Here is a 14,133-nt window from a genome sequence, read left to right as displayed (position 1 = left end):
CAAAGCTCTCCGAGTTCGACGACTTGGATAAGGCGACTACGGCGCTGGCGACGGAATGGAGCGAGTGCGGGTGGACTGAGCTTCTTCAACTCGAATCCACGATGGAGCCCACCGCCGAAAAACGCCTGCTCGCCGCCCGGCATACCCGAGCCGCTGCTGGCTCGATCACCAAGGCGGAAGCCGAGGCGTTGGTGGAACACCTTGCGGCGCTACGCGCCAAGGCTGGCGAGATCGATGCGCAGTTGGCAGCCGAGCAGGCCCAACTCGAGAAAGAATTGCCGCCGTCGTCGGTCGAGGTGACCAAGAAAGTGGAGACCGCGCGGCGCTTGCAGGATAGCTGGACTAAGCTCGAGCGATCCCGGAATGTGATTGCGGAAGAAGCCGCAAGAGACGCCTGTGTCGATCGGGTTCGTGACTTTCTTGTTGATGCATCCAAGACCTTCGCGACGGCGGAGGCAGGTATGAGCAAGGCGCGCCTCGCTAGAGTCGAGCCCGTCTTCAAGGACTATTTCAAGAAGATGTCGTTTCACGGCGTCGAGCCGGCCGTTTCCAAGAAGGCAGATAGCGAGGAACTGCGCATCGACCTTACCCAATTCTACGGGCTAACGAACGTCTCACCTCAGGCGCTTCTCTCCGAGAGCTTCCGCAACGCCTTCGCGATCTCGCTCTATCTGGCGGCCGCGTCTCTCTTCGGCGGACTGCCGAAATTCGTGGTTCTCGATGATGTCACGTCCAGCTTCGACGCCGGGCACCAGCACTTTCTCGTTGAACTCATCAGAACCACCTTCGCGAGGCCTGGAAACGCGACAGGACCGCAGGTGATCCTGTTAAGCCACGACACGATGCTCGAAAAGCTGTTCAACAAGCACAGCGGTTCGGGAACGTGGTGGCACCAGCGCCTCGAAGGATCGCCGCAGGTTGCCGTCCTGCCGCAGGCCGGAGCGGTCAACAAGGTGCGCGACCGCACCATTTCGATGCTTCAAGCCGGTCAGGTCGACTCCGCAAAGGAAGGCGTGCGGCAGTATTTGGAATATCGATTGAGCGATCTTATCAGCAAGCTCCGGATCCCGGTGCCGGTGGACATCGCCTTCAACGACGACAAGCAATTGTCGAGTGAATTCCTCAAGGCCATTGATGCGGCCGTCAAACTGCACAAGGCCGCCCACAGCCTCGAACTCGACGCGGCCCAGCAAGCCGGTCTGAACACCAATATGGTGACGATCGTTGGAAACTTCCTAAGCCATTGGGGCACCGGCCAGGCAGCGGCATTCTCCGGCCCATCCCTGCTCGGCGTGATGCAGGCAATCGATGACTATTGCGATTGCTTCACCTTCGAGCCCACGCCGGGCGCGGCCAGGGTTTACTACAAGTCACTATCGCAACGACAGTAGACACGCTTCTGCCACCGCCGATCGCCGATGCTTATTGCGTTCCTGAGTCCACACAGGCGGTGTTTCTGCGCGCCCGACAAGCTTTGCCGGCTCATACCGATCCGGTCTCATGCGGCCCCCGCCTAGTTTAAACGGCGGCTAAAAATTTACAGTGGGCCATCGAACGGCAATTTAGGTTGATTGTGACCGGCAACAAGGTGAGGTTTCACTCCATTGTGCGGAGAGGATTTAGGACTAACTTCTTCGCCTCGTTTCTTAGTTCTTGCAAACACTGGAGGCTAGGTTTGAACCCGGATCAGAAAAGCGTAGCCGATCAAGATACTTCATATATTTCGAAAATTCTCGCCGACCGCTATCGTGCCGGCGTCGGCGACCGAACCCATTGGCTGACCTATCACCTTAACAAAGGTCGCGTAACGGAGTTTGGCGAAGCCCTTATCTGCGCTTTGGCTTCCTGCGAGTATCGATTACCTGGTTTGGGCGAACGCCTTGTCGATGAGCTGATCGGTACGGGGTACACCCCAGCGGCGCAGAACCCTGGGGCATGGAGAGCGGGCTTCCAGCAACTGCTGCAGAAGTTCGCCGAAATCTTGGTGCTTAGGGTGTTGCTCGAAGCACCTTGGCCCGCAGGCGCACAATTCCAGCATGAACCAGCCAATCCCACCACCGGTCGTCGGCCAGAACTCGCCGTTGAACTCGAAGAGCGTGTCTATCTATTCGAGGTCAAATGCCCCTCCCTCGTCAATCATCAGGCAGCACGGGGAGCGAATCCTCGACAGATCCCCGCCCGTTCCAAACTGGGAGATACCCTTCGCGCGAACCCGAACCCGAACGAACCCGCTACCTGGCCGCGTGACAACGTCCTGAAGGACTTTCTCGAAAGCGCCGATGACAAGTTCTCAGGCTTCTCCGCAAAGGAGACGATTGGTGTGCTCGTCGCTTTCTGGGACGCCTATGTGTATGAACCCATTTCGGCGCTAACCTACCCGCAATCAGGTCTACTGACCGAGCACTCCTTTTATCAGTTGAATAGTGTGCGTGTTCCGTTCGATTCTGTCGACGGGGTGATCATTATGAATCATCTCGCAGTGCTCCATGCCGGCGCGCAGGAGCAGGGTCACGCGCACAGGCCGGGCTTTTTTCGGCTCGATCATGTTAATGGAGGCCTGCCGAACGTCTGGTGTCAGAATATCGGCGGCACGCAGCTCGATGCTTTCCTGATGGAAGCGTTCGACGCCATTCCCGTTGAAGAAGCTGAGCAGGTTGAGTATCAGCCTCACGAGTTCATTGTGTGGATCAACCTATCCGATTGATCGACGGAATCCCCACGGGCCTTAATCTTTCACTAGCAGGGGTCGCATGAGACTCGCGTACCCTAGTCGCGAACGTCTGTAATGGGGCAGTTGAACGAACGTCGGCTTTCTCAGTTTCCCGACCATAACCGGACAGTCCGCTCACGGCCCCCGAACGGTTGTGACACGCGCGTTTCATACTCGGCCAATCAAGGCCGAGGAGAACTCACATGGGCCATTCTCAATATGATGATGCAAGCCGCGAGCGCGCAGCTTGGAACGCCGGCAAGAAAGTGGGCACGAAGCGTCCGCTTACGCAGAAGCAGATCTGGGCCGTTCGCTTCTTTCTCGATAGTCAGCGCCGCATTCGTGACCGCGCTCTATTTGATCTTGCGATAGACAGCAAGCTCCGCGGCTGCGACCTGGTCAACCTCAGGATCCGTGATGTCGTCGCCGGACCGGAAATCAGAACCCGGGCGATCGTCATTCAGCAGAAGACCGGTCGCCCCGTCCAATTCGAGATCACCAGCGACGTGAGAGCAAGCCTTCTGGCCTGGCTTGAACGGCGTGGCGGCTCGGTCGAGGAATTTGTATTCCCGAGCCGGGTCGCTCACGAAAAACACATGAGCACGAGGCAGTATGCACGCCTCGTTGACGAGTGGGTGACTGCGATCGGTCTGCACCCTGAGGAATATGGAACCCATTCGCTTCGCCGCACGAAGGCATCGATGATCTACAGGGCGACAGGTAATATCCGTGCGATCCAGATATTGCTTGGTCATTCCAAGATCGAGAACACTGTCCGATACCTTGGTGTCGACGTCGAGGATGCGCTGCTCCTGGCGGAGCGAACCGAAATCTGAATTTCGAGCGGCTATCCGTCTCATCGCGGATAGCCGCTTCGGGATGGATAGCTGACAGGCAGCTATCCACCCCGCAAAGACCGTTTAGGGCCCAAAGCGGTCGTTGACGGCGGACAGACGGCGTCGTTTCGTCAATGGGCTCGGCGGTCGGCATTTCCCCTTACGCAACCGGTACGGCCGCCGGCGCCCCACGCCGCACTTTCACTTTCAGCGCGTTGGGATGGAGGTTGCTCGCGAGATGACCGTGACCTGGTATATGAAACGGTGCCGGCGTGTTCTTCGCAGCGACCTTCTCGATCTCGGTGTGCAGCTTCTCGCTCACCGTGAGCATGTGAGGATCTGCCCAGATGAAGATGCTTTTGTCGACGATCTCATCATCCTGCAAGTCTGTGAACTCTGCGCGGCGCACGCCTAGCCACAAACGCTCCTTGCCCGACAGTCCTTCGGCAAGGCTGTCGAACGTGATGATCTTGAAGTCTTCGCGCTCCTCCGCGCGAATGCGGCTGCGCCGCAACTCGCTGTCGTGGTACTCGGCACGACGGCCAAACACGAGGACGAACTTCGGGTAGGTGGGGTTACGCTGCATCGTGGTCGGCACCCGCAACGAGCTGAGCTGGCTCAAGAAGCCGGGCATGTTGCCGTCGATGGAGAGCCATGCACGCCAGCTGTTGATCTGCTGCAGTGCATGAACAAAGTCGGGATGGTATTCCTGACTACCGTCCTTGAAGAAGCGTGAGGTCGGCTTCTCGATTTCGATAAAAACAGCATTCCAGTCATCTGAGCTCTTCGAGAGGAAGAAGAAATCGCTCTTGAAGTCAGCTCCGAAGGATAGCTTGCGCAACACGAGGCTGAGATGGACGCCGTGGTTCTGCACAAAGTCGCGCGGCGTGAGTTGAGTGTGCATCTCGATGAAGCGTTGATAGACCTGCTCGTTTTCACCGCCATCGAGCAGCGTCAGGTACTCCTCTCGTAAATCTTTCGCGTTGGTCATCCGGCACCTCTGAGCAAGTTAAACGGTACACCTGGTGCTGACGCTGGCCTCAGCCTAAACAGTTCGACCTCGGCCCGTCACAACTCTATCGCTATACACGTTACCACTTCGCAGGTGAACTTGGCGTTTCTCGAATGGCCTTATTGGCTAGGAGCTGCCATTGATCGTCAATGTGACCGTGATGGGGTCGTTAGCGGACGAGCCAAATTTTGCCCGATGACCATAGATCAGAACGGCAGCTTACCGCCGGGTGCTTCCCAAAACCGGACCGTCCGCTGCCGGCCCCGAACCTGCCGGGCGGAACCCCGCCCCTATGTCGGTCGCTGAAATCGGCTTCGACATTTTCTGAAAGCGCACGTTTGGAACCGTTCGGTCAGGGTAGATGGTCGAGTTCGACCAGACCGATCGAAACCTCGCGCGCCAGCCCGATCAGCGCGGCGACGAAGAAAATCAGGGCTGCGACAAACAACATCGCTGCGCCCACCTCATGGTCGCGATTGAAAAAGGCGGCGATAAAACTCCAGACGATCAGCAGCGTGGTGCTGATAGCGCTGGCAATGGCGAGTGATATCGAGCGTTGCAGCAACTTGGCACGCACCTTCAATCGCGGAATGTCGGTCTTGAGCGGCAAGCGATCATCGTCGGGATCACGGATGCCGTGAATCGAGCGACTGCGCTCGATGATCACGTTGAGACGCGCGACGAGCAGGCCGACGAACGAGCCGGTCGCACCGAGCAGGAAGGCCGGGGCGGTGGCATGCAGCATAACCTGGGACAGCTGCGACAGTGTCGGCGTATCTTCAATCATCATTCGCCAAACCATTAAAAACACTTGCCTGAACCGGAGGGCGCCGGCTTTTAACCGCCTTGGCGCCCTCCAGACGCATTTACTTCAGTTCGATGCCGAGCTTGGCGCGTTCATCCTTGAAGACGACCGCGATCGCATCGATGATCTTCTTGTCGAGATTGGCCTTGCAGTAAACGATGACCTCGTGTTCCATCTGCTTGCCCTTCTTGATGTCGTAGTAGTGCTTCTTGGCCAGGCCGTTGTACCAGCCGCTATACCAGGCGGTGAGCGCATCGGCGTCCTGCTGATACGTTCCGGCAAGCTGGGCGCAGGTCAGGGCCTGAACGTCCAGGAAGCCATTTTCGTCGGCATAAGCGGAAAGCGGCGTCGCGCTCTGGGACAAGGCGACAGAAGCGCCGGATGCCAGGATGGCGCCGGCAAGCAGGACGGTTCGGATCATTCGGAAACTCCGAGACTAACTTGGTTTGTCATGCGGCGCCGATCGGCCGACTAGTAGGGGCGATAGGGTGGGTAGTAGGGCGGATAGACCGGGTACGCAGGATAAGGCGCATAGGCCGGCGGATAGCGATACGCCGCACCCGCCGCGGCCCCTGCATAGAACGCCCCGCGATAGGCCGTTCGCCGCGCCGCGCCGGCGAAGGAGAGCGGCGTCAGCGGCATGCCGATGATGTCGATGAACACCGATGCCGGGCCGTCAGCCTTGCCGAGGTCACCCTCGAGCACGGCGACGTCGAAGACGATGTTGGCGCCGTCTGCCTTGGGCGACATCAGCGTCACGACGGCGTCCTTGACGCTCGAGCCGTACTTGTCAAACACCGAAACCGTGGCGTTCGGCGGGTCCTTGGCAAAGCTGCCGGACCCTTCGGTCCATTCCTCGAGAAGGTGTGCGGTCAGGGCATGGCCGGCGGCGCGCACCGGGCGGTCGGCGAAGATGATCGAGTTGGCCGCGGTGCCCGTGAGGGTCAGCTTGTTGCCCTCGAGTTTCGCGCCTGCCGCGTTCATGACGATGAGGGCGGGTTCGATCTGGGTCTTGGCGCTGCCGCCGATCGTCTTCTGCGCCGGGCTCTGAATGGCATCCTGGGCCAGCGCCGCTGGCGCGGCGGCAATGGCGCATAGCACCGCCGCCGTCGACAAGAGGCTTCGTAGCATCCTCGTTCTCCTTGGGTTTTGATTGGAAGCGATAGCGGCCGCTTCACCGTCTGGTCTGCTCGTCCATGCGAACGCCGTTTTTTCAGGGCGCGGCCAACGAGGCCGCGCCAATCCTGCCGCCGTTCCGCGCGTGTCCTGTCCAGCCCCGGCCAAGCGCGACATCGTCGCCTCGGCCGGGGCACGTTCGCCTGAAATGTCTCGGCTCGATCGCTTGCTTGTCTGGTGCCGGCAGGGCGGTCTGTGCTCCAACCCGCGCCGCGCCTGCCTGCGAGATCGAACTCTAGCTCGCCGTGTCTTCTTCCCGTGTCATGGTGCCGTCACTGAAGCGCTGGCGGAGCTTTGGCGCGACTCGAAGGCCTGGTTCAAGACCCGTCAACCTGAAAACCAGACTGCTATCCGGCACGACGTATCAGCATGGGCGAGGATAACTATCGCGCGACCTGGATGCCGGGGGGCTGCCATGTCCCCGCACCCGCCGGCAGGATCGAAGGCGCTTCGGTCTTCGGCCAATACAGGCGCATCACGAGATAGATCTCGTCATCCGGCGCCGGAAGCCAATTGGACTCCTTGTCTGGACCGGGGCTGTCCTTTTGGAGGTACAGCGTCAGCGAGCCGTCCGCGCCCTTCTTCATCCCCTCCAACATCGGCGAGTTTATGAGGTAGCGATGGATCGGATTCTTGACCAGGAGCTGGCTCTTGCCGTCGTACATCGTAACGGACCAGAACGCATTTACCGGCGGCAGTTGGTCAGGCGCGAAAGTGATGGTGTAGTTATGCTTGCTGCCGTCGAGCGCTCCGCCGGCAGCGTCCGTTCGGGTGTAGGGGTACATCGCTTCCACGGCATCATTGCCCAGAAGACCGCCCTTCGCAGCCCCGGCGCGCATCACCCAATCGCCGTTGTAGAAGGCCTCGTCACCAAAGAACGAGCCGACATTCCAGCCGTTGATGCTCTTGTTTCCGCTGGCCAGCCATTTGTCGACTTTGTCGTTGCCCTGCTTCATGCCGACCAGGATTTCGGCTTTATGTTCGAGCGACAGATCTTTGAATTCGAAGGTCTTGCCCGGACCGATGCCGATCTTCGCCAGCTTTGCGCGAACAGCCTGATCCCTTGCCGTCTCGGGCACGAATTGCAGGGCTGCGTCGAGATATTCAAAGAAGTTGTCCTTGATCCCGGCCGTGGTGGCAGGAACGAACGCAATCTCCGGGGCGGCAGGCGGGGCGGGTTGATCCAGGAAGCCGGAAAGCGGCCGCGCCTTGTAGCCGGCCTGAATTTTCTCGACGTTCGGCATGTCGTCAGGGTTGAAGAGTTGCGTGCGGATAAGCGCGAGCGGGAATGGCGTTGTCGAGCGGAAGACCTGCTTGATCCCGGGGGGCGTTTCACCCTTCCAGTCGGGACCGACCACCAGATAGTCGCCCGCCTCTGATCCCGTGGCGCGCGTTCCGATATAGCCAAAATTGTAGGTGTTGCCGTCGATCAGCTGGACCGCGTAGTAGCGTTCCTTTTCGATCGCCGGCACCGAAATGACCATTGGCTCAGCGCGCAAATCCAGCCAGATGAACGAGTAGGGCGTGTCGCTGTTCGGCGTGATGACGGCCGTATCCGCCGGAGTGGCGACATGGTGCAGGCTGTTTATCTCGTTGAACGGCGCCTTGAACTGCCCCGAGTTCTTGTCGACAGCAAACTCTTGCATGACAGCATAGATCATCACGAGCGGCAGGCCGAAGGTGAAGCCTTCCTCGGCAATGTCCTTGGCCTCCAGCAGGCTGGGCCATTCCGCCTTGTTCTTTGCAATGGCGGGGGCGAACTTCGCCGTCGTTGCAACGATGGCAGCCATCGCAGCAGAGCGAAGGAGATCCCGTTTCGTCAGCATAAGCATCTGAATTACTTCCTTCTTGAACTTGCGAAGAGACAATTATCGCGGGCAAACGTCCCAAAAACCGCTCGTCCGGTTGGGCGTCGTATAGTACCAGCAGTATCCGGGCTTAGGCGGGGTGCCGGCGACAGCAACGGCTGTGGCACCAGCAATGAAACCGATGGCTGCCCCTGCGGCAATCGCGCCACCGGGGCGCCAATAGCGGTGCGGATTCACAACAACGACGCCGCGCGGGCGGTATCCCGGAACGCCATAGCCTGGCCTGACCGCACCGGCTGCGCATCCGCGTGGGCCACATCCGGCTGCCGCGCAGCCTCGGGGTCCACAGGCGGCTCCGCCAGACCGATAGGCCTGAGCCGGTGTGCTCGAGAGCAATGGCATGGCCAGCACAGCTGCAACCCCCGCCGAAAGGAGCGATAACTTAAGCATCTTTAGCACAGAAATTGCCTTCTACTATTAATCGAGTTGAAGCGCTCGAGTTCGACTTGCTGAGTGAGAAGCGTCGCGGGAGCCAGTTCAGCGGTTGCAGCCGGATGCGCACTCACTTTTTGGGGAACAGGAACTGCAATTGCGCGCGGATCTGCCATTGCGGACCGACATCGTCGGGCGCGATGACATTGTAGTAAGCGCCGACCTGCGCATTGATGGGTTGCTTGCCGAGCCGGAAGACACGGCCGAACGCCCCGCCGATCGGCAGGGTCCAGCGATTGTCGTTCTCGGCCATCCAGTTCGCCGTGACGAGCGGGGATGACGAAGCGTACCAACCGTCCTTGAAGTTGTAGTTCACGAACGGCTGGAGCGTCATCTGGTTGACGTCCTTCCGACTAGAATCGCCGGCGATCGACCAGATATTGTTGACCAGGGCGCCGTAGACCCACGGTCCGTCCATGATGAGACCGACGGCCGAGGGGCCAGCGCCCCACTTTCCGGATCCGAGGTCGTCGTCGGTGGCTGTCGGCAGCAGGACGGCCGGTCCAACGCCCCAGATGAACTTGCCCGAGTGAGCGGGCGACAGAAACGCGCTGACTGTCGTGTCGCCCAGGCCGAAGATTCGGTTGCTATCCGGATAGAGTTGCGGCTGGGAAATGACGGGGACGATCGTTCTGGTTATCAGATTCCAATCCGGTGAGAGACTAATCGGAATAACCGGCTGTATATTGATGACTTCCTGTGTCTCACTGTAGGGGCCGTAGCCGGGGTTTGTATTAAACTGAAATGGCAAACTGATCATGTCAGCGACTGGATTCTGAGCCGCCTTGGCAAGTTCTTCGGTGCTTGTCGATTTATCTTCGGCGAAGGATTTACCGGGAAACGACAAAACCGCGATCAGCGCCAACGCGAGTAGAGACCGATTGGTCCGCATCGGTGTGCATTTCCCACCGGCTCTAAATCTAGCGTCGGGCCATGCGAACTCAGCGGCATCCGTAGCAGACAGGGTGGAAACTGCTTGAATCCGGCCATGGGGGCGATTGACTAGCATGAACGTCGTCATCACAGTCACGGTCGAAACGCCCCCCCGGCAATATTCGAAGTTGTGCCGGCAGCCAAAGAGCATCTCTTTGGCTTGGCGCACGTCTACTAAAAAGCGGCATGTCGACTTCGAGACCACTCATTTTGCGCCATCGTCGCGCTTTTTAGGGAAATAGCGGGCATGGCCGAGATCCCGGTTATCTCCAGTCACATCCTGCACGGCATCCCGGATTTCGTGCGTCGGGAAGTCGGGGCGAAAGCACTGTTGCATGCCAATCGCGCCGCCGGCTTCGATCTTGAGCTGGTCGAGGGCCGGAATTGCTTTATCCCCCACGCGGCGGTTCTCGGCTTTGTCAATGCCGCGGCACGAGTGGCGGGCGAGCAAAATCTTGGAGTCTTGATGGCTCCACAGATGGACGCCGCCAACTATGGTAGTTACGGGCACTATGTGATCGGCGCCGACACGCTCGGCGAATCCATCGGGCGCGCCATCTCGGCCCTCCGTTTTCACAGCACGGCTGACCGAATGGCCATCGACATCATCGGGGACGAAGTGCGCTACGGCTACCGCTTCGCCTTGGCCGGTCGCGACGGCTACGATATGATCGCCAGCGCGGCGGCCGGCGTTCTGCTGAGCGTCTTCAGGGCTTACCTGCCCCTTGACTGGAGGCCGTTGCGAATCGAGCTGGACATCAGCAAGCCATGCCGGGCCGGGCTGCTGGAAGACGTCTTCCAATGCCCGGTTCATTTCAACGCTTCGGCGGTGACCATCGTCACGGAAAGCCGATATTTATCCGTTGGCCGGCGGCACGTGCCATCGCCGATTGTCACCATCGAAGATGTGGAGCGAGATCGGCAGGGTGGGGCGCCGCGCGATTTGCTCGACGTCGTCCTGGAGCAAATTCGTGCCCAGGTTCTCGCCGGCAGCGTGTCCATCGATAGCGCGGCCCAATCCATGGACACGAGCGTGCGAACCCTGCAACGCGAGCTGAATCGGGTTGGCGCCGATTTTCGCAGCCTGGCGAACGCGATGCGGTATCAGCGCGCGATTGAGCTGCTACGCCACACCAACGGATCGATCACCCGTGTCTCGGCGGAGATGGGGTATTCTTCTCCCGCCAATTTCGCGCGCGCCTTTCGAAAGGCGGACGGACGTGCACCGCGAGATTTTCGTTCCAAGCCATACTAGGCAGCATGCGGCCATTCGGATTGGCAATATCAGTCGCCGACGATCGCCTTTTCTCGCAGCCCGATGCAGCTCGAACCAAAAAGTGCTTCCGGCTGCGGCTTGGCCTCTCTATCTGCACCCGAGACCAAGCCTGATTGGGCTCGTCTCGTCGGCAACATCATTCCCAAGGCGCTGCCGCTCGGCTGGTCGACGGCGCGCGACCTCGGCCTCGACGGCAATGCCCGCTACTGCCTGCTCGCCGGCGATATCGGCAACGACTACCCCCTCGTCGTCGGCAAGAGTTATGACAAAATTGAGACCGTCGGGGTCACTACAGCGGGTATCTTCGTATGGGCGACCTTCATCGTTTTGCTCGCCGCCATCGCGCTGGATCCTGGCAGTGCGCCTGCAGCGGCGGATGGAAGCGATCGCTGACACGTTGGCCCGGATCTCGGAGGGCGAGCTCGACGCCCGCATTCCGCTGCTCGGCGACGGCGACGACATCGACGTGCTCTCCGTCCGAATCAACGCAACGCTCGGCCGGCTGTCCAGCCTCTTCGAGGGCATGAAGCAGGATACAGCCGACATCGCGCATGATTTGAAGTGCCGTTGAACCGGCTCAAGCTGACGATCCGGAGGGCGCTTGGGAAACAGGAGACGGGCGAGCTCGCGGCGGCAACTGGAAGAGGCCGACGCCCAGAGCGACCGGATCAATGCTACCTTCGACGCCCGGCTGCGCATCGCCCTGATCGAGGCCGGTGCGCGCAAGGTCCGCTTCGCGTCGATCCAGCGGAATGGTTTCCGCTGCCACTTCGGCATTCTCTTCTTTGGCAAATGCCACCCTTAGTGGGGCGGATCTCCCGTCAAATACTGTCCAAAGTCGAATAGCCGACAGCGTAAAATAATGTTGCAACGAATTGGCGGCTGGCGCGAGGTTTTGCTGGTTCGCAGTCGGTTCAATGCCCGACATGAGGCGCGTTGCAGGCTATTGCGGAATGGCTGAATTTTGGCCGTTTCGCCCTGAATGCGGACTGTCAGCTTCCGGCCCCAATCCGGACGATAGGCGTGATGGCATATCGCCCGAACCAACTCATAGCAGTTCACCACTTTCTCGTGAGCTAATGGAGCGGCCCCTGGCGGCCAGTGCCGGCGCTATTGAGACGCTTATGCGTGGCGCGCCGCGCACCGGCGCTGTCCATCATGCATTCCGGCACGACATTTCTGGCGGCAAAAGGCCGAGCGCTATAGCTCGACGCGGAAACGATAACGGTCGGCGCGATAGGTCACGACAGCGAACTCGACCGGCAGGCCAGCGGTTGACTTCGCGATTCTCGTCACCACCAGCACAGCGGACGCCAGCTCGACATCCAGGAGTTGCGCGATTTCCTGGCTGGCCAGATTGGCCTCGATGAATTCGACACCGCCGGAAATCTCGATGCCCAGATTCTCGCGCAGCCAGGCATAGAGCGAGCCGCCAGCCAGCAGCGCCTCGGTTGGCGGCGCCATCGCGCCGAACACGTCGGGCCGGATCCACGACACCGAATAGCCCATCAACCGGTCATTGGCGCGCAGCAGGCGATCCGACCGGAACGGCTTGTCGGATGACGCCAGGCCCAGCGCCTGTGCCGCCTCGCCGCTGGCCTGGCTCCAGCCGGCCGACAGCACCTCGAAGGACGGCTTCAGGCCACGCAGCTGCATGTCCTCGGTGAAGCCACGGATCTGGTTGACGGGCTGGTCGACGCGGCCACCCAGAACGATCGAGCCGACGCCGGAGCGACGGGTGATCAAGCCCTCCTGGACAAGCTTGTTCAGCGCGGCGCGCGCGGTCGTGCGACTGACCTCGAAGACTTCGTTGAGGTGGGCCTCGGTGGGCATGGCGTCGCCGGCCTGGAATTCACCCTCGACGATCGATTGCCGAAGGATACCGGCGATCTGAAACCATTTCGGCGCGCCCTCATCCGAAAGCCGTGCTGCGTTCCAGCTCATCGTGCCCCTGATAATGTAATGACAATTGTCAGATCTACCATTTCGGCATCGATGCCCGCAAGGGCTGGGGGACCCGGCGCTCTGGAATCGCGCGGGCTGGGATCTACACGGAAACGCAGGGTGTCGCTCATGCAGGTCATAATGGCTAGTTTATAGGCCGAATTATATCCAGCTATCTTTTTGCGCAAATCGGGCTTGCCAAATGTAATTACATTACTACAAATATGTCATCACACGGAGACCCATCCCTTGGCGCAAACTCTCTTTGTCGGTGACATCAGCCTGGATCTGAGCCTGCTGGCGCCCCATATGCCCGCGCCGGACGAGAAGGTGCATTGCACCGGGTCGACCGAGGGAATTGGTGGGGTCGTCACCAATACGGCGGTCGCCTTCGGCCGCGCCGGCGGCGACGCCGTCCTCTTCACGCCGCTCGGTACCGACCACGCCTCCGGCCAGATGCACCGGGATGCGCACTCCCTGCCACTGGAGTTCCGGCCGGCCATCGTCCGCGGCGGGCTCTGCCGGGTTGTGACGGTTATCGAGCCGCACGGCGAAAAGCGGCTGCTGCTCTATCCCGGTGTCACGATCTATCCTGAACTCGAAGCGATCGAGGCGGCTTCCCTCGACGGCATCACCCATGTGCATACCGCCTGTTTCGGACCGGGCGCGGCGCGCCTGATCGAACGGGCGCGCGGTCTCGCCCTCTCCTGGTCGATTGATCTGGAGCCGGCCACGTTTCCAGCCGGCATCGACTCGCTCGCGGACGTGCTGGACGGCGCGACATTCGTATTCATCAACGACCGGGCAGCGAACAGCCTTGGCGACGACCCGGTCGGCAGGCTGCGCGCCCTTGGCGTCGGCGCCGTGGTGCGGACGCGCGGCCCGCTCGGAGCCGAACTTCACGACGGCGATGGCGTGCTGAGCGCCACCCCACCAACGGCCCTGGACATTGTCGACACGACCGGCGCCGGCGACTGCCTGGCCGGCTGGTTTCTCGCCGGCGTGGCAGCCGGCTGGCCGATGGACCGTGTCCTCGCCAGGGCGGTCACCGCCGCCGCCATCGCCTGCACGCGGGTCGGAGCCCAGACGGCGTACCCGACCCTCCCCGAAATCGAAACATACGAAGAAACGAAGAGGTAGG

At 60.4% G+C, this 14,133-nt stretch carries 16 protein-coding genes; 7 read left to right on the top strand and 9 right to left on the bottom strand.

What is annotated here, in order from left to right; translation table 11 throughout:
* Positions 1 to 101: 101 nt before the first annotated feature.
* From ACHMWQ_RS06325 to ACHMWQ_RS06315, 3 genes are all read left to right on the top strand, one after another.
* Positions 102 to 1,391, top strand: a complete 1,290-nt coding sequence (locus ACHMWQ_RS06325; RefSeq protein WP_396306791.1) for a hypothetical protein — start codon at positions 102 to 104, stop codon at positions 1,389 to 1,391.
* A 284-nt stretch (positions 1,392 to 1,675) separates the two neighbouring features.
* Positions 1,676 to 2,704 carry a hypothetical protein gene (locus ACHMWQ_RS06320; RefSeq protein WP_396306790.1) on the top strand — a complete coding sequence of 343 codons (1,029 nt, stop codon included), beginning with the start codon at positions 1,676 to 1,678 and terminating at the stop codon, positions 2,702 to 2,704.
* 209 nt (positions 2,705 to 2,913) lie between these two features.
* Positions 2,914 to 3,546, top strand: coding sequence for a tyrosine-type recombinase/integrase (locus ACHMWQ_RS06315; protein WP_396306789.1), 633 nt, complete (start codon positions 2,914 to 2,916; stop codon positions 3,544 to 3,546).
* A 160-nt stretch (positions 3,547 to 3,706) separates the two neighbouring features.
* Here the strand turns inward: ACHMWQ_RS06315 and ACHMWQ_RS06310 are convergent, their stop codons facing one another.
* The 7 genes from ACHMWQ_RS06310 to ACHMWQ_RS06280 all read right to left on the bottom strand — a co-directional run bounded on the left by ACHMWQ_RS06310 (position 3,707) and on the right by ACHMWQ_RS06280 (position 9,731).
* Positions 3,707 to 4,537 carry a Shedu anti-phage system protein SduA domain-containing protein gene (locus ACHMWQ_RS06310; RefSeq protein ID WP_396306788.1) on the bottom strand — a complete coding sequence of 277 codons (831 nt, stop codon included), beginning with the start codon at positions 4,535 to 4,537 and terminating at the stop codon, positions 3,707 to 3,709.
* 373 nt (positions 4,538 to 4,910) lie between these two features.
* Complete coding sequence (locus ACHMWQ_RS06305; protein ID WP_354554543.1) at positions 4,911 to 5,348, bottom strand: DUF2721 domain-containing protein; 438 nt, start codon at positions 5,346 to 5,348, stop codon at positions 4,911 to 4,913.
* Between the two features lie 76 nt (positions 5,349 to 5,424).
* Positions 5,425 to 5,784, bottom strand: a complete 360-nt coding sequence (locus ACHMWQ_RS06300) for an HdeA/HdeB family chaperone (protein ID WP_354554545.1) — start codon at positions 5,782 to 5,784, stop codon at positions 5,425 to 5,427.
* Between the two features lie 50 nt (positions 5,785 to 5,834).
* Positions 5,835 to 6,494 carry a hypothetical protein gene (locus tag ACHMWQ_RS06295; protein ID WP_354554547.1) on the bottom strand — a complete coding sequence of 220 codons (660 nt, stop codon included), beginning with the start codon at positions 6,492 to 6,494 and terminating at the stop codon, positions 5,835 to 5,837.
* A gap of 428 nt (positions 6,495 to 6,922) precedes the next feature.
* Positions 6,923 to 8,365 carry a DUF1254 domain-containing protein gene (locus ACHMWQ_RS06290; RefSeq protein WP_354554560.1) on the bottom strand — a complete coding sequence of 481 codons (1,443 nt, stop codon included), beginning with the start codon at positions 8,363 to 8,365 and terminating at the stop codon, positions 6,923 to 6,925.
* A gap of 42 nt (positions 8,366 to 8,407) precedes the next feature.
* Positions 8,408 to 8,749: a hypothetical protein gene (locus ACHMWQ_RS06285; protein WP_396309401.1), complete on the bottom strand. Its 342-nt coding sequence runs from the start codon at positions 8,747 to 8,749 to the stop codon at positions 8,408 to 8,410.
* A gap of 160 nt (positions 8,750 to 8,909) precedes the next feature.
* A complete protein-coding gene (locus ACHMWQ_RS06280) occupies positions 8,910 to 9,731 on the bottom strand; it encodes a hypothetical protein (RefSeq protein ID WP_354554550.1) in 822 nt (273 codons plus the stop codon).
* A 288-nt stretch (positions 9,732 to 10,019) separates the two neighbouring features.
* Here ACHMWQ_RS06280 and ACHMWQ_RS06275 point away from each other — a divergent pair, with 288 nt between their 5' ends.
* The 3 genes from ACHMWQ_RS06275 (at position 10,020) to ACHMWQ_RS06265 (ending at position 11,619) form a co-directional block, all read left to right on the top strand.
* Positions 10,020 to 11,027 (top strand): AraC family transcriptional regulator ligand-binding domain-containing protein, encoded by a 1,008-nt coding sequence (locus tag ACHMWQ_RS06275; RefSeq protein ID WP_354554552.1) that lies wholly within the window; start codon positions 10,020 to 10,022, stop codon positions 11,025 to 11,027.
* 63 nt (positions 11,028 to 11,090) lie between these two features.
* Complete coding sequence (locus ACHMWQ_RS06270) at positions 11,091 to 11,441, top strand: hypothetical protein (RefSeq protein ID WP_354554554.1); 351 nt, start codon at positions 11,091 to 11,093, stop codon at positions 11,439 to 11,441.
* Positions 11,425 to 11,619: a HAMP domain-containing protein gene (locus tag ACHMWQ_RS06265; protein ID WP_354554555.1), complete on the top strand. Its 195-nt coding sequence runs from the start codon at positions 11,425 to 11,427 to the stop codon at positions 11,617 to 11,619. Before ACHMWQ_RS06270 ends, ACHMWQ_RS06265 begins: the two co-directional genes overlap by 17 nt.
* A 6-nt stretch (positions 11,620 to 11,625) precedes the next feature.
* Here the strand turns inward: ACHMWQ_RS06265 and ACHMWQ_RS06260 are convergent, their stop codons facing one another.
* Together ACHMWQ_RS06260 and ACHMWQ_RS06255 are read right to left on the bottom strand one after the other, a co-directional pair.
* On the bottom strand, positions 11,626 to 11,976 hold the full coding sequence (locus tag ACHMWQ_RS06260) for a hypothetical protein (RefSeq protein ID WP_396306787.1): 351 nt from the start codon (positions 11,974 to 11,976) through the stop codon (positions 11,626 to 11,628).
* A gap of 272 nt (positions 11,977 to 12,248) precedes the next feature.
* Positions 12,249 to 12,992 carry a GntR family transcriptional regulator gene (locus tag ACHMWQ_RS06255; protein WP_396306786.1) on the bottom strand — a complete coding sequence of 248 codons (744 nt, stop codon included), beginning with the start codon at positions 12,990 to 12,992 and terminating at the stop codon, positions 12,249 to 12,251.
* Positions 12,993 to 13,241: 249 nt separating this feature from the next.
* On the opposite strand from ACHMWQ_RS06255, the gene ACHMWQ_RS06250 reads away from it, so the two are divergent.
* Positions 13,242 to 14,132: a carbohydrate kinase family protein gene (locus tag ACHMWQ_RS06250; RefSeq protein ID WP_396306785.1), complete on the top strand. Its 891-nt coding sequence runs from the start codon at positions 13,242 to 13,244 to the stop codon at positions 14,130 to 14,132.
* Position 14,133 lies beyond the last annotated feature (1 nt).

The sequence above is a fragment of the Kaistia sp. UC242_56 genome, assembly GCF_044452255.1.
Classification (GTDB): Bacteria; Pseudomonadota; Alphaproteobacteria; order Rhizobiales; family Kaistiaceae; genus Kaistia; species Kaistia defluvii_A.
Note: the sequence above shows the minus strand (reverse complement) of the source record. Positions and strands in the feature narration are given on the sequence as shown.